This window comes from Paraburkholderia sp. LEh10, from assembly GCF_017814945.1.
In the GTDB taxonomy this organism is placed as follows: domain Bacteria; phylum Pseudomonadota; class Gammaproteobacteria; order Burkholderiales; family Burkholderiaceae; genus Paraburkholderia.
Genome location: NZ_JAGIPX010000054.1, coordinates 37614 through 53679 on the forward strand (window position 1 = coordinate 37614; position 16066 = coordinate 53679).

General features: G+C 62.9%; 16 protein-coding genes. 4 read left to right on the forward strand and 12 right to left on the reverse strand.

Annotated features, from left to right (window positions below; genetic code table 11):
* Positions 1-137: 137 nt before the first annotated feature.
* From J8I87_RS32700 to J8I87_RS32715, 4 genes are read right to left on the reverse strand one after another with little or no spacing between them, the layout of a single operon-like run.
* Positions 138-1439 carry a TolC family outer membrane protein gene (locus J8I87_RS32700; protein ID WP_209936347.1) on the reverse strand — a complete coding sequence of 434 codons (1302 nt, stop codon included), beginning with the start codon at positions 1437-1439 and terminating at the stop codon, positions 138-140.
* On the reverse strand, positions 1432-3552 hold the full coding sequence (locus tag J8I87_RS32705) for a peptidase domain-containing ABC transporter (protein WP_209936349.1): 2121 nt from the start codon (positions 3550-3552) through the stop codon (positions 1432-1434). Before J8I87_RS32705 ends, J8I87_RS32700 begins: the two co-directional genes overlap by 8 nt.
* Positions 3553-3557: 5 nt before the next feature.
* Positions 3558-4760, reverse strand: coding sequence for an HlyD family efflux transporter periplasmic adaptor subunit (locus J8I87_RS32710; protein ID WP_209936350.1), 1203 nt, complete (start codon positions 4758-4760; stop codon positions 3558-3560).
* A gap of 44 nt (positions 4761-4804) precedes the next feature.
* Positions 4805-5743 (reverse strand): hypothetical protein, encoded by a 939-nt coding sequence (locus tag J8I87_RS32715; RefSeq protein ID WP_245254332.1) that lies wholly within the window; start codon positions 5741-5743, stop codon positions 4805-4807.
* A gap of 169 nt (positions 5744-5912) precedes the next feature.
* Between J8I87_RS32715 and J8I87_RS32720 the strand changes: the two genes are divergently transcribed.
* Entirely contained in the window at positions 5913-6119 is a 207-nt protein-coding gene (locus tag J8I87_RS32720; protein WP_209936351.1) for a hypothetical protein, read from the forward strand.
* A 120-nt stretch (positions 6120-6239) separates the two neighbouring features.
* On the opposite strand, the gene J8I87_RS32725 is transcribed toward J8I87_RS32720, so the two are convergent.
* Together J8I87_RS32725 and J8I87_RS32730 are read right to left on the reverse strand one after the other, a co-directional pair.
* Positions 6240-6443, reverse strand: coding sequence for a hypothetical protein (locus J8I87_RS32725; protein ID WP_209936352.1), 204 nt, complete (start codon positions 6441-6443; stop codon positions 6240-6242).
* 66 nt (positions 6444-6509) lie between these two features.
* A complete protein-coding gene (locus tag J8I87_RS32730; RefSeq protein ID WP_209936353.1) occupies positions 6510-6752 on the reverse strand; it encodes a hypothetical protein in 243 nt (80 codons plus the stop codon).
* Between the two features lie 153 nt (positions 6753-6905).
* Here J8I87_RS32730 and J8I87_RS32735 point away from each other — a divergent pair, with 153 nt between their 5' ends.
* Both J8I87_RS32735 and J8I87_RS32740 read left to right on the forward strand, forming a co-directional pair.
* Positions 6906-7400 carry a hypothetical protein gene (locus J8I87_RS32735; protein ID WP_209936354.1) on the forward strand — a complete coding sequence of 165 codons (495 nt, stop codon included), beginning with the start codon at positions 6906-6908 and terminating at the stop codon, positions 7398-7400.
* Between the two features lie 134 nt (positions 7401-7534).
* Positions 7535-8191, forward strand: coding sequence for a response regulator transcription factor (locus tag J8I87_RS32740; RefSeq protein ID WP_209936356.1), 657 nt, complete (start codon positions 7535-7537; stop codon positions 8189-8191).
* A gap of 78 nt (positions 8192-8269) precedes the next feature.
* Here the strand turns inward: J8I87_RS32740 and rhaS are convergent, their stop codons facing one another.
* The 6 genes from rhaS to rhaM form a co-directional block, all read right to left on the reverse strand.
* Positions 8270-9277 (reverse strand): rhamnose ABC transporter substrate-binding protein, encoded by a 1008-nt coding sequence (rhaS, locus tag J8I87_RS32745; RefSeq protein ID WP_209936357.1) that lies wholly within the window; start codon positions 9275-9277, stop codon positions 8270-8272.
* An 80-nt stretch (positions 9278-9357) separates the two neighbouring features.
* Positions 9358-10386, reverse strand: a complete 1029-nt coding sequence (locus J8I87_RS32750; RefSeq protein WP_209936358.1) for an ABC transporter permease — start codon at positions 10384-10386, stop codon at positions 9358-9360.
* A complete protein-coding gene (locus tag J8I87_RS32755) occupies positions 10379-11440 on the reverse strand; it encodes an ABC transporter permease (protein ID WP_209936359.1) in 1062 nt (353 codons plus the stop codon). The genes J8I87_RS32750 and J8I87_RS32755 overlap by 8 nt, the downstream gene beginning before the upstream one ends.
* The gene (locus J8I87_RS32760; protein ID WP_209936360.1) at positions 11437-12963 is read right to left on the reverse strand and encodes a sugar ABC transporter ATP-binding protein; all 1527 of its coding nucleotides are present in this window, start codon (positions 12961-12963) and stop codon (positions 11437-11439) included. Before J8I87_RS32760 ends, J8I87_RS32755 begins: the two co-directional genes overlap by 4 nt.
* 31 nt (positions 12964-12994) lie before the next feature.
* Positions 12995-13888 carry an amidohydrolase family protein gene (locus J8I87_RS32765; RefSeq protein WP_209936361.1) on the reverse strand — a complete coding sequence of 298 codons (894 nt, stop codon included), beginning with the start codon at positions 13886-13888 and terminating at the stop codon, positions 12995-12997.
* 46 nt (positions 13889-13934) lie between these two features.
* Positions 13935-14261, reverse strand: a complete 327-nt coding sequence (gene rhaM, locus J8I87_RS32770; protein ID WP_209936362.1) for an L-rhamnose mutarotase — start codon at positions 14259-14261, stop codon at positions 13935-13937.
* Between the two features lie 148 nt (positions 14262-14409).
* Between rhaM and J8I87_RS32775 the strand changes: the two genes are divergently transcribed.
* Complete coding sequence (locus tag J8I87_RS32775; RefSeq protein ID WP_209936363.1) at positions 14410-15375, forward strand: LysR family transcriptional regulator; 966 nt, start codon at positions 14410-14412, stop codon at positions 15373-15375.
* The last annotated feature ends 691 nt before the right edge of the window (positions 15376-16066 follow it).

The following is a 16066-nucleotide window of genomic DNA, read 5'->3' on the forward strand; positions in this document are numbered from 1 at the left end:
TGATTAGCCGCCCCGACCTGATAAGGTCATCGCTCTAAACGCGCCGCCTGAAGAAGCGTTGACGCCTCTTACGCAGCACGGCGCATTCTTGACACTTCTTTACCCGAAGCGTTCGTTGCGCTGCAGTTCATTGCTTTTCAATGCAGCACCGCGTTGATCTGCACGACGTCCGTGAAGCCGAGCGTCGACGTATCGCCCTTCAATTGCATCAACGCGACGATGGTGTCGTAGCGCGCGGCGAACAGATCGCGCTGCATCGCGTACAGCGTGTCGATTGCGCGCAGCACGTCGGTGCTCGTGCGCGTGCCGACCCTGTAGCCCACGCGCGTTGCCGCGAGCGTTTCGCGGCACGATGCGACGAGATGCGTCAGCATGTCGACGCGCACGCGTCCTTGCTGATAGCGTGCATAGTTGTCGCGCGCGGAACCATCGGCGGCACGCGCCGCGCCGACGAGCGCTTCGTGCGACTTGTCCAGCAGCGCCTCGGTTTCGCGCACCTTCGACTGCATCGCGCCGCCCGCATACAGCGGAATCGAAATGGACAACATGCCCGTTGTCGTCGTGGTCGGGCGTGAATAGCCCGACGCCGCACCCGCCGGCGTATAGCTGCCCGTCGCGTAGACGGACGGATAATGCGCACCTTCTGCCTTGCTCACATCGAGCTTCGCGATCTGCCAGTCGAGCTGCTTTTGCTGGACCGCGTAGCCATGCTCCTTCGCCTGCGCCGCCCATGCGTCGGCATCTTCGGGTGCAAGACGCGGCAGCGCGAGCGCATCGGGCAGTCTCGCGAGCATCTCGAACGGCGCGCCCGTTGTCTGTTCGAGCGCGCGGCGCTTCGTTCTCAGTGCGTTCTGCGCGTCGGTCTGTTGCAGCGTCACCTGCTCGCGGGTCGTCAATGCCTCGCTCACGTCGACGACGGTTGCTTCCCCCGCCGCACGATTGCGTTGCAGGACCTGGATGTGCGCATCGACGGCGGCGGCGTAGTCGGCAGCGCGCTCGACCTCGTCCTCGGCGGCGAGCTCATCGAAATAGGCTCGCACCGCGCGCAACAGTGCCGCTTGCTGCGTACCGTCGACATCCACCGCGCCGCGCGCTTCGACGTAGTCGGCCTGCCTGTATGTCGTCCATCTCGTCCAGTCGAAGACCGGCTGGGTCAGCGAGACGGTCCAGCCGTTCTGCCAGTACGACTGACGCGGAAGGCCTTGCATCTCGATGCTGTTGTACGTGCGCCCCCAGCCGCCCGAAAGCTGCGGCAGCAATGCCGCGCGCGCCTGCGGCACGGCCTCCTTCGCGGCGACGAACGCGGCGCGCGCCTGCGCGAGATCGGCATCGTGGCCGAGCGCCTGTTGAACGACAGTGACGAGATCGGCGGCCCGCGCGCCCGGCCCTGCCATACAAAACACGATGGCGGCAATCATCGAAGTTCTGAATCTAGACATGCGATGTATCGACTGCATCGAAGTGACTGAAGTCCGGAGCCTCACGCACGAGCGCGCCATCGACGAGCCGGTAGCGGTGATTGAACGTCGCGGCGAGCGCCATGTCGTGCGTAATGACGACGACGGTGCAATCGACCCGCTGCAACAGTGCGCCGATCTGCCTGACGGAAGCGGGATCGAGATTCGACGTGGGCTCGTCGAGCAGCAGCAGGCTGCGGTTCTGGTACAACGCACGCGCAAGCAGCAGGCGCTGCCGCTGGCCTGCGGAAATATTCGCGATCGTATCGCTGATGATGGTGCGCGTGCGCATCGGCAGACGCATCACGTCGCTCCACAGGCCGGCGTCTTCGAGTGTCGACTGAAGGCGCGCTTCGTCGATGCTGCCCGAAAACAGCGAGACGTTGTCCGCGATCGATCCGTGCAGAATCAGATCGCCCTGGCGCATATGCGCGGCGTGACGGCGTATTTCGTCGACGCTCAGGTTCGGCCATGCGATGCCATTCAATGCTATTTGCCCGTGCTGCAATGGCTCGGCGGCGGACAACAGCTTGAAGAGCGTCGACTTGCCCGCGCCCGATGGACCCGTGATCGCAATCTTGTCGCCCGCGTGAATGTCGATGCTCGCGTTCTTCAGCACAGGCTGGTCCGATACCCCGTAGCTGAACGTGACGTCGCGCACTTCGATGCGCTCGAACGAACGCACTTCCGCCGCGCGCTGCATGTCGGCGGCGGGCGTATAGCGCTCCCCTTCACATTCGGCGATGTCGTCCACGCGCGCGACGGGCACGCTCAGCATGAAATGCAGGAACACGCCATCGACCAGCGATGCGAAGCGTTCCGACATCAACGACTTGTAGATCAGGAACGAGTAGAACACGCCGACCGATATCTTTCCGCCCAGCATCAGCCGCGCGGAGACCCATGTGATCGCTATCGTGTCCGCGTATTGCACGGCCTTCAGGAAGGCATCGCGCGCGCTGCGCAAACGGTTGTCGGTCAAGAGCGACGCCACGTACTCGCGATACTTCGTCATGAACATCGCCGTGCGCCGCGTCTCGCCTTGCGCGAGCTTGATCAGCGACGCCGCGCGGATCGTCTCGATCAGCGCATCGTCGCAGCGGGCGGATGTTTCCAATACGAGCGCATGGTTGTCGCGCATCGGCGCGAACATGCCGATCGCGATCGACAGATAGACGGCGAACATCGCGAGCGCCACGCCCGTCAGCATCCGGCTCTGAATCAGCATCAGCGCCAGCGCAAGCACACCGACCGTCGCGTCGACGCACATACGCGTGAAGGTGCGCGTTGCCTGCACGCTGATTTCGTCCTGCGCCTTCACGCGTGCGAACACATCGCCGACGTGCCGCTTCTCGAACCACGACATCGGATTGCGCAGCAGATGCCCCAGCAGGCCCTGCGTCGCGTTGATCTGCACGCGCTGATGCAGCAATTCGACGAGACGCACCTCGACATACTGGCTCAGCGCGCCCACCGCGAAGATGCCCGCGAACGTCAGCACCAGCACGTTCAGCAGGCTGATGTTGTCGGCAGCGACGACATAGTCAAGCGTCAGGTTGCCGAGGTAAGGCGCCGCGAGAATCGCGAACTGGCTCCCCAGCATCACGAACATGACTTTCGCGAGATGCCGCCGCAAGTCCGGGTTCAGCGCGCGCACACGCGCGAGCGCCCTCGGCACCTGGGACTTCGCGCGGATGCGCGGCATCGCGGGCGTCGGCGAGCATTCGAGCAGGAAACCCGACACAGCCGACGCAAATGTGTCCATCGAAATGCGCCGCCTACCCGTCGCCGGGTCGAGGACCTGCACATAGCCGTGCCCGCTCTTTTCGAACACGACGAAATGCGCGCCGCCGAAATGCAGGATCGAGCCGCGCTTGACGGCCGGCAGGTCATCGATGCCGAAACGGTACGCCTGCACCGCCAGCCCGAATTCGGTGGCCATGTCGTACAGGTCCATCAGCGACAGACCGTTCGCGGAGATGGGCCGGTAGGCGGACAACTCGCGCACCTCGGTCGCGCGGCCAAGATGCGTGAGCACCATCGCAAGACACGCATAGCCGCATTCCGCGACTTCGTTTTGATAAATCACGCGCATTGCCTTCAACCTCTGATCGTACGGAACAACGGCTCCAGCACCCACTGCGCAATCGTTCTGCGCTCGACCACGATGCTCGCCGTCGCGCGCATGCCGGGCAGGATGTCGAAATGCTGGCTGCCGTAGTCGAATGTCTTGCCGCGCAACGTCGCCCAGGCCATGAAGTCGCCGTCGCCCGTGTCTTTCGGCGAGGCGGGCGACGCAGGCGCCGGCGACATCGGCGACTGCACCGTGGTCTGCGAGATCGCATCGATGCGCGCCTCGTAGCTGCCGAACCTGACGTATGGAAACGCATCGAACTTGAGGCGCACTGTTTGCCCCGTCCGCACGAAGCCGCGGCGGCGCGACGGAATGCGCAGCGCGGCGCGCAGCGCGCCCTGGTTGTCGGTCGAAATGACAAGGGCGACATCGGCGGCGTCGAGCGTGCGGCCGGGCACGAGACTCGAAAACGTGACCACACCCGACTTCGGCGCGGAGATCGTCGAATCCTGGCGCGACTGCTCGTAGCGCATCCGGATGTCCTGAATCTCACGCGCGTGGCGCGCGTCGTTCTCCTTCAGTTGCGCCGCCAGATCGCTTTGTGTGCCACGTTGCGCCGCGATCTCTCCATCCAGTTGCCGGCGCCGTGCGACACCTTGCGCGACGGAGATCTTCATCTGATGCGTGTCCACGCTCGCCTGCTCGATGCGGTCAGCCGTCACGTAGTCGGACACCGATTGCAGCCGGCTCAGCTTCTGCTGTGCCTCGTTCACGAGCTGCCGGTTCTGCGCGATCTGTTCGTCGAGCGCGCTCATCTCCGCGCGGCGGCTGGCGACCGTCGCGTTCGCCGTGTCGAGTTGCGCCGCAAGCTGCGCCTTGCGCTGCTCGTATTGCTGGTCGGCCGTGCGGACCTGTTGATCGCGCATCTGCTCGTCAAACGCGGGACGCCGCTGCCCGTCGCTCGTGAGCGAAAGATCGCGCTGCACGCTGAAGAGCCGCATGCCCTGCATCACACGCTCGCCGGGGCGCACATAAACGGTCGACACGAGACCGCTCAGGCCCTGCACCTTGACATCGGATGGCGACACGATCTCGCATTGGACGTCCTGCTTGAGCTCGACTTCGTGCAGAAAACCGAACGCGACGGCGGCAACGACGACGCCCGACGCGCCGTACGCGATCCATCGCCACCGCACATCGTTGAATTGGGGAAGACTGGTTGGTTCCATGATGTTTTGCGCGGCCGCTACAGCCCGCATCGATTCGTCAACGCCTATTTCGCGGGCGCAAACGCATACAGCGAAGGATGACCGGCGATGAGCGAGCGGTCGAAGTTGTTCATCAGCGCCTGCTCGATGTCACGCGCGACCCGTTGCGGCGCGCATGGATCTTTTAGCGATACAGGTTCCAGCACCGTGCCGCTAAACCTGCCGCGCTCAAAGCGCAGGTAGAACGGCAGCAGGATCGCGTCGAGCGGCGCGCCCATGCGGAACACGCCGTTGTGAATGCACGCGGCCTGCCCGAAGATCGACACGCCTATCGTCTCCATCGGATAACGATGAAGCGTGTATGGCGGCACGTCGGCGAAGATCACGACGACGCCGCTGCGCCTGAGCGAGCGCGCGACCTGCAGGCCGAGGCCGCTGCGATTGTCTTGGTCGTAGGTGTACAGCACGTCGATGTTAGGAATCATCGCGTCGTCGCTGCCGTAGAGATCGCGCGGCACGCCCGACACGACGCCGATTCGCGCAAGCCCGAGCTTCGCGCGCAGATCGTCGATCACATAGATGTTTGCGTACTGCGATACGTAATGAAACGGCGACACGATGATGGGACGTCCCGGCGCTTGCCGCTTGAGCCCCGCGATGGTTTGCGCAAGCGAACCGGCGATGCGCTGAAGATCGGGCCAAGCTTCGTCGAGCCGGCGCTGGCGTCCGAAATGCAGGCGCTGGTCGATCAGCTTTTCCAACGCCGGAGCGGCGAGCAGGCGGCCATTGCGCAGTGTCGTGAGTTTCATCACGTCGCGGCCGAAATCGGCGCGCTCGCGACCACGCGCACGGCGATTCGCATCGAGCAGCGCCCGCGGCATCGAGAGTGCGTTTGCAATGGGCTCGAGTGCGGCAAGCGGAACGCGGGACATCACTGCGCGAAGTACGACGAGCCGTGCGCGCCGCATCGCGCGCGGCCAGCGCAGCCACGACGATATTCTCATAGGGTTAGCCTGAATTGCCGCACGTACATGGCGGCGTTTCTTGTGGAGCGCGTTTAGGGCATCAGGTCATCCGATGTCGACGACGAGCGAAGACGCAAAACGCAAAGCCCCACGCGCCGGCGTGGGGCTCATTAGGCACTTTGCCGTCAACGTCGAATGCGGCAGCGCCATGCGGCTCTTGCGAGCCGACGACGGCTGCCGCTCAACGCTTTACTTCCTGACGACGATCGTGATGGTGTTCGTGCTCGAACTCGTGCTGGTGCTGGTGCTCGTGCTCTTGCTCGTCGACGACTTGCAGCAACCACCCGCCAGCGTCGCCTTTTCCAATGCGTTACGGTCTACTTTTTGCACTTTCTTTTCCTTGTTTTGGAATTGAACAAACTACTTTCTACTGCACACTTAACGGAACGACTCCGCTAATACCTGATCGGCGCAACGAGCATTTCACGATGCCGGTTACGACAACGTCCAATGGTCATCGCGCGCCAACAATCGTTTAATGCCTGGGTGGATGCGGAACGTTGCCGCCGCCACCGCTGACACCGCCGCCGCCACTTTTGCCCGATGAACTGCTGCTGGCCATCACCACAATCGAGATGGTGTTGGTGCTCGAGCTATAGCTGGCACTGGAGCTTGAACTGCTGCCGCCAGCCAACTCCAGCTTTTCATTTGCCAATGCGCTACGGTCTACTCTTTCCATATTGCTTTCCTTAAGGAGGCCCCTAAAAACATTTTCTTCATTGCACCACTGACGGAATTGGCCCCGTCAGTACTTCACAGCCACGACACTGTCCCCTGATGGTAACGATGCGTTCCAGCGAGACACCGTGGCTGCAGCAGGCGCCGCCGCAATCAGCAGCATCAGCTTTGCTGCTCCATCCACCTGATCCGCCGTCGCGACGTTCGACGCGATCGTCTGCTCGACGGAAGGCGCGCTTTGTTCGGCGCTGACGGCCACGGGACGCTCACCCCCGAACCAGCCGCCGTAATCGACCGCCTGAGGACGCACGGCCACCGGCTCACTGTCGACGGAACCGGCCACGTCATGTGAAACGAAATCGTCACCCGGAGCGCCACATCCGTCCGCGCAACGCGTCGCCGCAAGCGGGCCAGCCGCCGGCGCAGCCCGTTGAGGGTCGCGTAACGCATGCAGAACCGGCCGATGCAGACGAACGCCACTGAAGCTCACCTGCAAGCAATGCCGGCAATGGAAAGCAAATGGCCTGTGCGCGGATCGCGCGGCGACCAGCCGCACCCGTTTCGCATTCGGATGCCGATGCCGCAAATGGACGAGCCGGGTTGCGCGACGCGCACTGACCGGCCTGTGCCCCGCAGGCCGATCCTTTTCGACGGACGATCGAGTCATATCGAGCCTGTCGACACCCGCATCAGCGTGCGCACTCGACGCATCGAACATCAGGCCGAGCATCGCAAGGCAAATAGAAAACCTATTCCGCACCGCCATTTACCTTCCATCCAATTTAGGAACGGTCAAACATCTATCTTTGCCAGAAGCTTCCGAGCGCGAAATTATCCCTTTGCACGCGATGCCTCGCTATCGGAATTCTTCTATTTTTTTCGGATTACTATACGATCCAGATCTGTTCAATTATTGATTTTGCAAAAAATCTATAAGACGCCTATTCACACGGTTTGATTCATCGCCGCTTCACAAGATAGAATCTGTCCGACCTGAGAACTTGCCTATTCCAGTCGCTCAGACTGCGACGTTGTTCCGCCAGGCTTCTCGACTTCAACGACGGTATATCCGAAACCGCTTTGGTTAATAACATGAACGCTACTTGCGACGTCAGGATTGCCATCGCCGACGACCACCCCGTTATTCGACATGCCGTCGCCAATGCGCTTGGCACCTTGCCGGGCTTCGCCGTCGTCACGGCGGCGAGATCCGGACATGAATTGCTGAATACGCTCGGCGAAGGCGCATGGGATCTGATCATCACCGACCTGTCGATGGACAGCACCCAGAGCGAAACGGACGGACTCAACTTGATTGCCCGGCTGCGCCGGCATCACCCGAGCGTGCCCATCCTCGTGTTCACGATGCTCAACAATGACGATGTCCTTTACCGGCTGAGCCGCGCGGGTGTGGCGGGCATCGTGGACAAATGCGAGGGTGTCGAGGAATTCCAGACGGCCGCGCAGGAAATCATGCGCAATCACCGTCCGTACTATTCAGAAAGAATTCGCAACCGTTTGGGGCACTCCGCCCGTGACGGCAGCGAGCCCCACAAGCCGGGCTTGACGAAGAAAGAACTGGAAGTGGTCCGCCAGTTCGTCGCAGGCATTGCGCTGACCGACATCGCGCGGCAGTTGCATCGGTCGATCTCCACCGTCGCGACGCAAAAGACGACCGCGATGAAGAAACTCAGGCTGCGAACGAACGCCGAGCTCGTCAAGTACGCGCAGGATAACGGGCTCGCCTGAAAAGTCATCGGAGCGCATCGAAAGAAACAGGGACGCTGATGCGAGCGGCCCCGCTTTCGTCGAGCGTCTGGCTGAAGGTCAGAAGTTGAAGCTGTCGATATTGCTCGCATCGAACGTAGTCGGCGGCCCGAGAATGATCTCGCCTTGCGCGCCGATAGTGCGCTTGCCGAGCTTGCCCGCATCGAACGATTCGCCTTCCTTGCCCGAGATCGCGCCCGACGCCAGATTCGCCGCAGCGTACGCGGCGAGATAACCCAACTGGCCCGGGTCCCACAACTGGAACGCCTTCACGGTGCCGTTCTTGACGAACGCGCGCATCTGGTTCGGCGTGCCGAGGCCCGTCACGGCGACCTTGCCCTTGCTCGACGACGACGAGATATAGCGCGCCGCCGCCGCGATGCCAACCGACGTCGGCGCGACGATCGCCTTCAGGTTCGGATAGGCTTGCAACAAGCCTTGCGTCTCGACGAACGACTTCTGGTCGTCGTCATTGCCGTACGCGATTTTCACGAGCTTCATCTTCGAATACTCGGGCTTCTTCAACTCCTCCTGCATCCACTTGATCCACGTATTCTGGTTCGTCGCGTTCGGCGTCGCCGAGAGAATGGCGAACTCGCCCTCGCCGCCCATCAGCTTCGACACGAGCTGAATCTGGCCACGCCCGATGCTCTCCGCGTTCGCCTGGTTCACGAACAGCTGGCGGCCCTCGGGCGCCGTGTCGGAGTCGAACGTCACGACCTTGATCCCTTGCGACATCGCCTTCTTCAGATACGGCACGAGCGCGTTCGCATCGTTGGCCGCGATGACGATCGCGTCCTGGCGCTGCGTCGTCAGCGTATTGATGTACGACACTTGCGACGAAGCGCCCGCGTCCGATGGCCCCACCACCTTGCCTTGCCCCTTGAACTCCTTGATGGCAGCCATGCCGCCATCGTCGGCGATCACTTCGTACGGGTTGTTGATCTGCTTCGGCACGAAAGCGATCTTCAGGTCCGTCTTGATGCCGGCAGCCGACGCCGCGACACTGACGGCCAGCCAGGCCGCGCAGAGCATCACCGCTCCCGCGTGACGCAGTGGTTTGTTCATGTGTTGTCTCCTGGTGGTGAATCGGACTTGTGTTGTCCGGGTTTGTCGATCGATGATGAACGGCTCAATCGGGAACAGATTCATCGCGCAGCCGGCTTCGCCAATGTCTGTGCGGCGATCAGCTTGCGGTCGCGCATCGCGCGCCAGCGCGCGACCAGGTTCGGAATCAGCACCGATGCGAGCAGCAGCGCGCCCGTCACGATGGTCAGCGTTTCGCTCGACACGTCGTCGAGCGTGAGCGCGTTCTTCAACACGCCGATGATGAGCAGCGACAGCAGCACGCCGACCATCGACCCGCGCCCGCCGAAAATGCTCACGCCGCCGAACAGCACGGCCGCGATCACGGAAAGTTCGAAGCCTTCGCCGTTGTCACCGCGCGCGCTCGTGAAGCGCAGCGTGTAGACGATGCCGGCAAGCGCGCTCATGAAGCCCGACAGCACGAACAGGCGCAGCCGTACTTTGGCGACCTCGATGCCCGAAAAAGCGGCCGCCGTCGAGTTCGCGCCGATCGCGTAGAGGCTGCGGCCGAAAGCCGTCGCCTGCAGCAGCACGCTGAACAGCACCGCGCACACGATCAAGATGACGAACGGCAGCGGTATGAAGGTGCCGCCGAGCGTCTCCATGCCGAATGCCGTATAACCCGCGGGGAAATCGGCCACGGCCTGATCGCCGAGCAGCACATACGCGAGACCGCGAAACAGCGCGAGCGTGCCGATCGTCACCGCGAGCGACGGCAGGTTCAGCTTCACGATCACAAGTCCGTTCAACAGTCCTGCGATCATTCCGAACAGCAGCACGAGCGCGATCACGACGGGCATCGGCAAGCCCATGTGCCATAGCACGCCCATCAGCGCGCTCGATGCGCCGAGCACCGATGCGACGGATAGATCGATCTCCGCCGCGACGATGATGAGCGTCATCGGCAGCGCCATCAACGCGATCTCGGTCAGGTCGGCCAGCACGTTGCTGAGGTTCGCGCCCGTCAGGAACACGGGCGACAGCGCGCGCCCTAGACCGAGCGACACGATCAGCACGATCACCAGCAAGGTTTCCCAGCGCAGCGGCGTTTCGCGTTTGCGCGTGAGCAGCGCCGAATCGGGTTTAGCCATGACCGCGTTTCCTCATCATGCGTTTGGCGACGGAGCGGGCGAGCAGCGTGTCGGCGGCGATGGCCGCGACGATCAGCGCGCCTTCGATCGCCTGCTCCCAGAACGGCGACACGTGCAGCACGACGAGCGCGATGCTGATCACGCCGAGCACGAGCGCGCCGAGCGTCGCGCCGAGTATCGTGCCGACGCCGCCCGTGATCGCGACGCTGCCGACCACGGCGGCCGCCACGACCTGCAACTCGATTCCCTTCGCAGTGCTGGCATCGACGGTGCCGAAGCGCGCAAGCCACAGCGCGCCCGCGAAGCCCGCAATCGCACCCGACAGCAAGAAGCCCGACATCACGCGTCGTTCGACATTGACGCCGGCGAGCCGCGCCGCCTCGGGGTTCGAGCCGATCGCATAGTGCTCGCGTCCCGCGCGGAAGTGCTTCAGATAGAACGACAGCGCGAACAGCACGACGGAGGCGACCAGCGCGAGCGTCGGAATGCCGAGCAGCGTGCCCGTCGCGAGACGCGAGTACGCGTCGGGCAGACTCGTCGCGTTGATCTGGCCGCCGTGCACCCACGCGTAGTCGGCGCCACGGAAGATGTAAAGCGTCGATAGCGTCGCCACCAGCGAAGGCACACGCCCCACCGCGATCAGGAGCGCGTTGATCCCGCCCGCGACGAACCCGATTGCGACGCCCGCCGCGAGCGCCACCGGCACGGGCATATATGGAAACGCGACATACAGGCTGCCGACGGCGTATGCGCTAATCCCGACCGTCGAGCCAACGGAGAGATCGATGTGCCGCATCAGGATCACGACTGTCATGCCCGCCGTCAGCAAGCTGATGATCGATACATTGAGCAGCACGTCGCGCAGGTTCTGCAAATTGAGGAACTGCGGCCGCGCAAGCGACGTTCCGAGTATCAGCAGGATCAACACGATGAAGAGCGTCGTCTCGCGGCTCTTCGCAATCGTCCCGACGATGCCGCCCGGACCCGTTCCCGTGCTTTGCAGCGGCGCGTGCCCGATCGACGCCGCATGAGAAGTAGTCGAATGCCGGATCATGCTGCACGCCCCAGTAATGCCGCCGATTGTCCGAGCGCCGCGCTCATGATCCCCTCTTCGCTCGCTTCGGCGCGCGCGATCTCGGCGCTGATGCGGCCTTCGTGCATCACCAGCACGCGGTCCGCCATGCCGAGCACTTCGGGCAGTTCGCTCGAAATCATCAGCACAGCCATGCCTTCCTGCACGAGCTCGGACAGCGCGCCATACACTTGCGCCTTGGCGCCGACGTCGATGCCGCGCGTCGGCTCGTCGATGATCAGCACCTTCGGACCCGTCGCGAGCCATTTGCCGAGCACCACCTTTTGTTGATTGCCGCCCGACAACGTGCCGACGGGCGCGGACGGATCGCTCGCCTTCAGGCGCAGCCGCGCGCCCCAGCGCGTCACGAGCTGCGTTTCGCTGCGCGTCGAAATCAGGCCGTGACGCACGAGCCGTCCGAGCACCGTCATCGACGCATTGCGCGCAATGCTCAGCTCGAGCGCGAGCCCTTGCTGACGGCGGTCCTCCGGCACGAGCGCCAGGCCCGCGCGCACGGCCGCCGCGGGATTGCCCATCGCGAGACGCTTGCCCGCGATCAATACCTCGCCCGAGTCGACGGGATCGATGCCGAAGATCGCGCGCGCCACTTCGCTGCGGCCCGCGCCGACGAGGCCCGCGAGCGCGACGATTTCGCCCGCGCGCACGTCGAAGGACACGTCCTTGAACACGCCGACGCGTGTCAGGTTGCGCACCGACAGACGCACATCGCCGGGTTGCACGTCCGCCTTCGGATAGAACGTTTCCAGATCGCGCCCGACCATCTTCGCGACCACGGACTCCGTCGTCATCTCCGAGGTGGGCGCATCGAACACTTTCGCGCCATCGCGCATGATCGTGACGTGCTGCGTCAACGCAAACACTTCGTCGAGCCGGTGCGTGATGAACAGAATCGCGACATCGCGCTCGCGCAGCTTGCGCACGATCGCAAAGAGCCGCTCGACTTCGGGCAGCGATAACGCCGCCGTCGGTTCGTCCATGATCAGCACGTTCGCGTTCAGCGACAGCGCCTTCGCAATCTCGATCACCTGCTGATCGGCGATCGACAGCCCGCGCACGAGGCGCTCCGCGCGCAGCTCGACGCCGAGCGACGCGAGCAGCCCATCGACTTCGCGGCGCATCGCGTCGTGCCGGATGCGTCCTAAACGGTCGACGGGCTGCCGTCCCATGAAGATGTTCTCGGCAATCGACAGATCGAAGAACAGCGTCGGTTCCTGATAGATGACGGCGAGTCCCGCGTCACGCGCCTCGGCAGGCGTGGCGAAGCGGCGCTCGATGCCGTCGATGAACAACTCGCCCGTATCCGGCTGATGGACGCCCGCGAGTATCACGAGCGTCGATTTGCCCGCGCCATTCTCACCGAGCAGCGCATGTACTTCGCCGGGCCGCAGCACGAGCTCGCCGTCCGATAGCGCGCGCACGCGCCCGAACGCTTTGCTCGCGTACCGCAGTTCCAGCCTCGGCACTTCCTGAGTATGTTGCTGCACGCTCCCTCCTTCATGCTGCGACTGCGTGAATTCAGATTCGATAGAAGCGTTCGGCGTTGCGCACGAAGAGCGCGTCCTTTTCCATCCCGCTTGCCGCGCCGACAATCGATGCGTACGCACGCCACAGCTCGTCATACGTGCCGAACTGCCCATCGACCGGGAAGTTCGACGCGAACATCGCGCGCTCGACGCCGAACGTGTCGATCGTTTCGAGCACATAAGGCCGCAGGCTTTCGACCGTCCATTGATGATCGAACATCGCGAGTCCGCTGATCTTCACCGCGACATTCGGGCATTGCGCGAGCGTCTTCATCCCTTCGCGCCACGCGCGATAACCGGCGACGCTATCGCGGTCGACGAACATGCCCGCATGATTGACGATGAACTGCGTGTCGTCGTGCTGTTTGGCGAGCGCGGCCGCTTCTTCCATCTGCGACGGATACAACTGGATGTCGAACGACATCCGATGTCGCGGCAGCAGCTTGAAGTTCTCTCGCCATCTGGCGTCGCGCATGAAATGGCGGCCCACGTAGTCGTACAGCTTGTCGTGATGCACGTTGAGGATTTGCCGCACCCCGCGCGTGTTGGCAAAGGCGGCGTGCCCTTCCAGAACTTCGGCGGCGTTGTCGGCGGACAGGTCGACGGCGGCGACGATACCGTTCGGCATCGAGCGTGAGAGCGCAGCGTCCGCGACGGATTGCAGCCAGCGCGTCTCTTCGACGGGATCTTGCGGATCGTGATTCGCCTCGACGTGCACGCACTTGAGCAACTCGATTCCGTTCGCGTCCTCGATCAGGTCGGCGATCAGATAGTCGTGCTTCAGCGCACGCGCATCGCCGACGAACGACACACCCGGATTGTCGAGCCACGGGTAACGATGCGTCTTCAGATCCCACAGGTGAATGTGCGGGTCGACAACTTTCATGGCGCGTCCTTCGTCGCGTGCGCATGCGCGCCGCGAACCTCGCGATTCAGTTGAAGGGATGTGTCAGCTCAAATACTGGAACGAGCGGCGCTTGCAGCGGCGTATGGTCGGGCGCCGTCTGCATGACGTCGGCCATGTAGTCCCACCATTTGCGCATCACGGCGAGTTCGGGCAGGCACTCCATCGAATGATCGGCCGTGCGCGTGAGTATCGCGAACAGATGATGGGTTGCTTCGTCGAGAAAGATCCGGTAATCGCGCACGCCCGCGTTGTGCAGCGCATCGACGAGCTCCGGCCAGATCTCACGGTGCCGGCGCTCGTACTCGTCGCGCATGCCGGGGTTCAGCACCATCAGGAAAGCGATTGTCTCCATGCCGGGCTTGTCTCCAGTCTCTTGTTCAGTCGTATTGGCCGCTCTCTCTGGCAGCGTCTCGCTACGACTATAATTCGGGCGTCGATAGCATCTCAATCCGTTGTTGGGATTGGGCGATACTCAAACCGAATCGCACAGCCGACCTTTCATGAGCCAGAACGCCGCCACCGTCGCCCTCGTCAACCGGCTCAAGTTCAAGCATCTTGCGCTGCTCGTCGCTCTCGACAATGCCCGCAATGTTCATCAGGCTGCCGATGCCATCAACGTCGCGCAGCCCAGCGCGAGCCGCATGCTCGGCGATATCGAACAAGCGCTTGGCTTTTTGCTGTTCGAACGCAACGCGCGCGGCATGCAGCCGACGCCGCTCGGCGTCGTCACGCTCGCGTACGCGCGGCGCGCGCTTGCTGAGCTGATGCGCTTTGCCGAAGACCTCGACGTGAAGCGCAAAGGCGGCCATGGGCAGTTGACTGTTGGCGCGATCATGGGCGCCGCGCCCGACCTGCTGGCGATGGCTGTCGCCGAGTTGAAAACGGAGCGGCCGCTTTTGCATGTATGCATTCTTGGCGAAACCAGCGATCAGGTGGTGCAATTGCTGCACCGGCGCGAAGTGGATCTGGCGCTCGGGCGTTTGACGGATCCTTTGCAGCATAACGATTTCAGTTTTGAGCCGCTCGCGCGGGAGACGCTCGTGCTGGTCGTGCGCGCGGTGCATCCACTGACGAAGCGCAAGTCGGTCACGCTTGCCGAGCTGATGGACTGGCCGTGGGTTGCGCAACCCATCACGAGTCCGGCGCGGGTGCTGTTCGAAGAGGAACTGGCGCGCGCGGGGCTTGGCACGCCAGCCAATCTGACTGAATGTGCGTCGATCTTTGCGACGCTGCAATTGCTCGAGAACTATGATGCCGTTGCGATGTTGCCTGAGTCCGTGGTGAGGGACCACGTGCGTGGCAAGCTGCTTGTCGGATTGCCTGTTGAGATTGGGAAGAGCCTTGCTGGGTTTGGGCTCCTTACTCGCAAGGATGAGGCTCTCGCTGAGCCGGCGCAGCGGTTTGTTGAACTGCTGCGGGTGCATTCGCATCGGCTTTCCAATGATGGGGGTTTGGTAGTGCACTAGGATTTGGACTTTGCGGTTTGTTTTGCCGCTAGCGCTGGCAATGTTTTGCCGCTATCGCTGGCATTGTTTTGCCGCTTTCGCTGGCATTGTTTTGCCGCTTTCGCTGGCATCCGCGATAGCGCCTCGCGGCGCGGGCGTTGCCCCTGTGCGGGGCGGCACCTCCTTTCTTTGCCGCGGCAAAGAAAGGAGGCAAAGAAAGCCGCTCACACCGCCAATGCTTGACGCTTGTCCACGGGCTCTCACCATCCCCGTTTTTATCGCGGCAGTGTGCTCGCCCACGCCCGTTGCCCACGCACTGATTGCGCCTCACCCGCTTCATGTACCCGCATTGCAAGCCATGCCCTCGATTATCCAGCGCCCCTGCGCGGCAAACCTATGTAGGCCTTCGCGCAATCAGGACACCTTCGCTGCGCGACGTGCCTGCACAGTTCGGGCGCTGCCCTGTGAGGCGCGACAACCGACATATGTTTGCCGCACAGGGCACTGAAGCATCACGGACGGGTAGCCGCTGTATGAGCGCGTGGAGCGGGTGAGGCATTCAATCAGCGCGTGGGCAACGGGCAAAGTCAACACACTGCCATGCGAAGTGCGGGGACGTTGAGAGCCCGTGGGCGAGGGTCAAGCATTGGCGGGGTGAGCGGCTTTCTTTGCTTACTTTCTTTGCCGCGGCAAAGAAAGTAAGTGCCGCCCC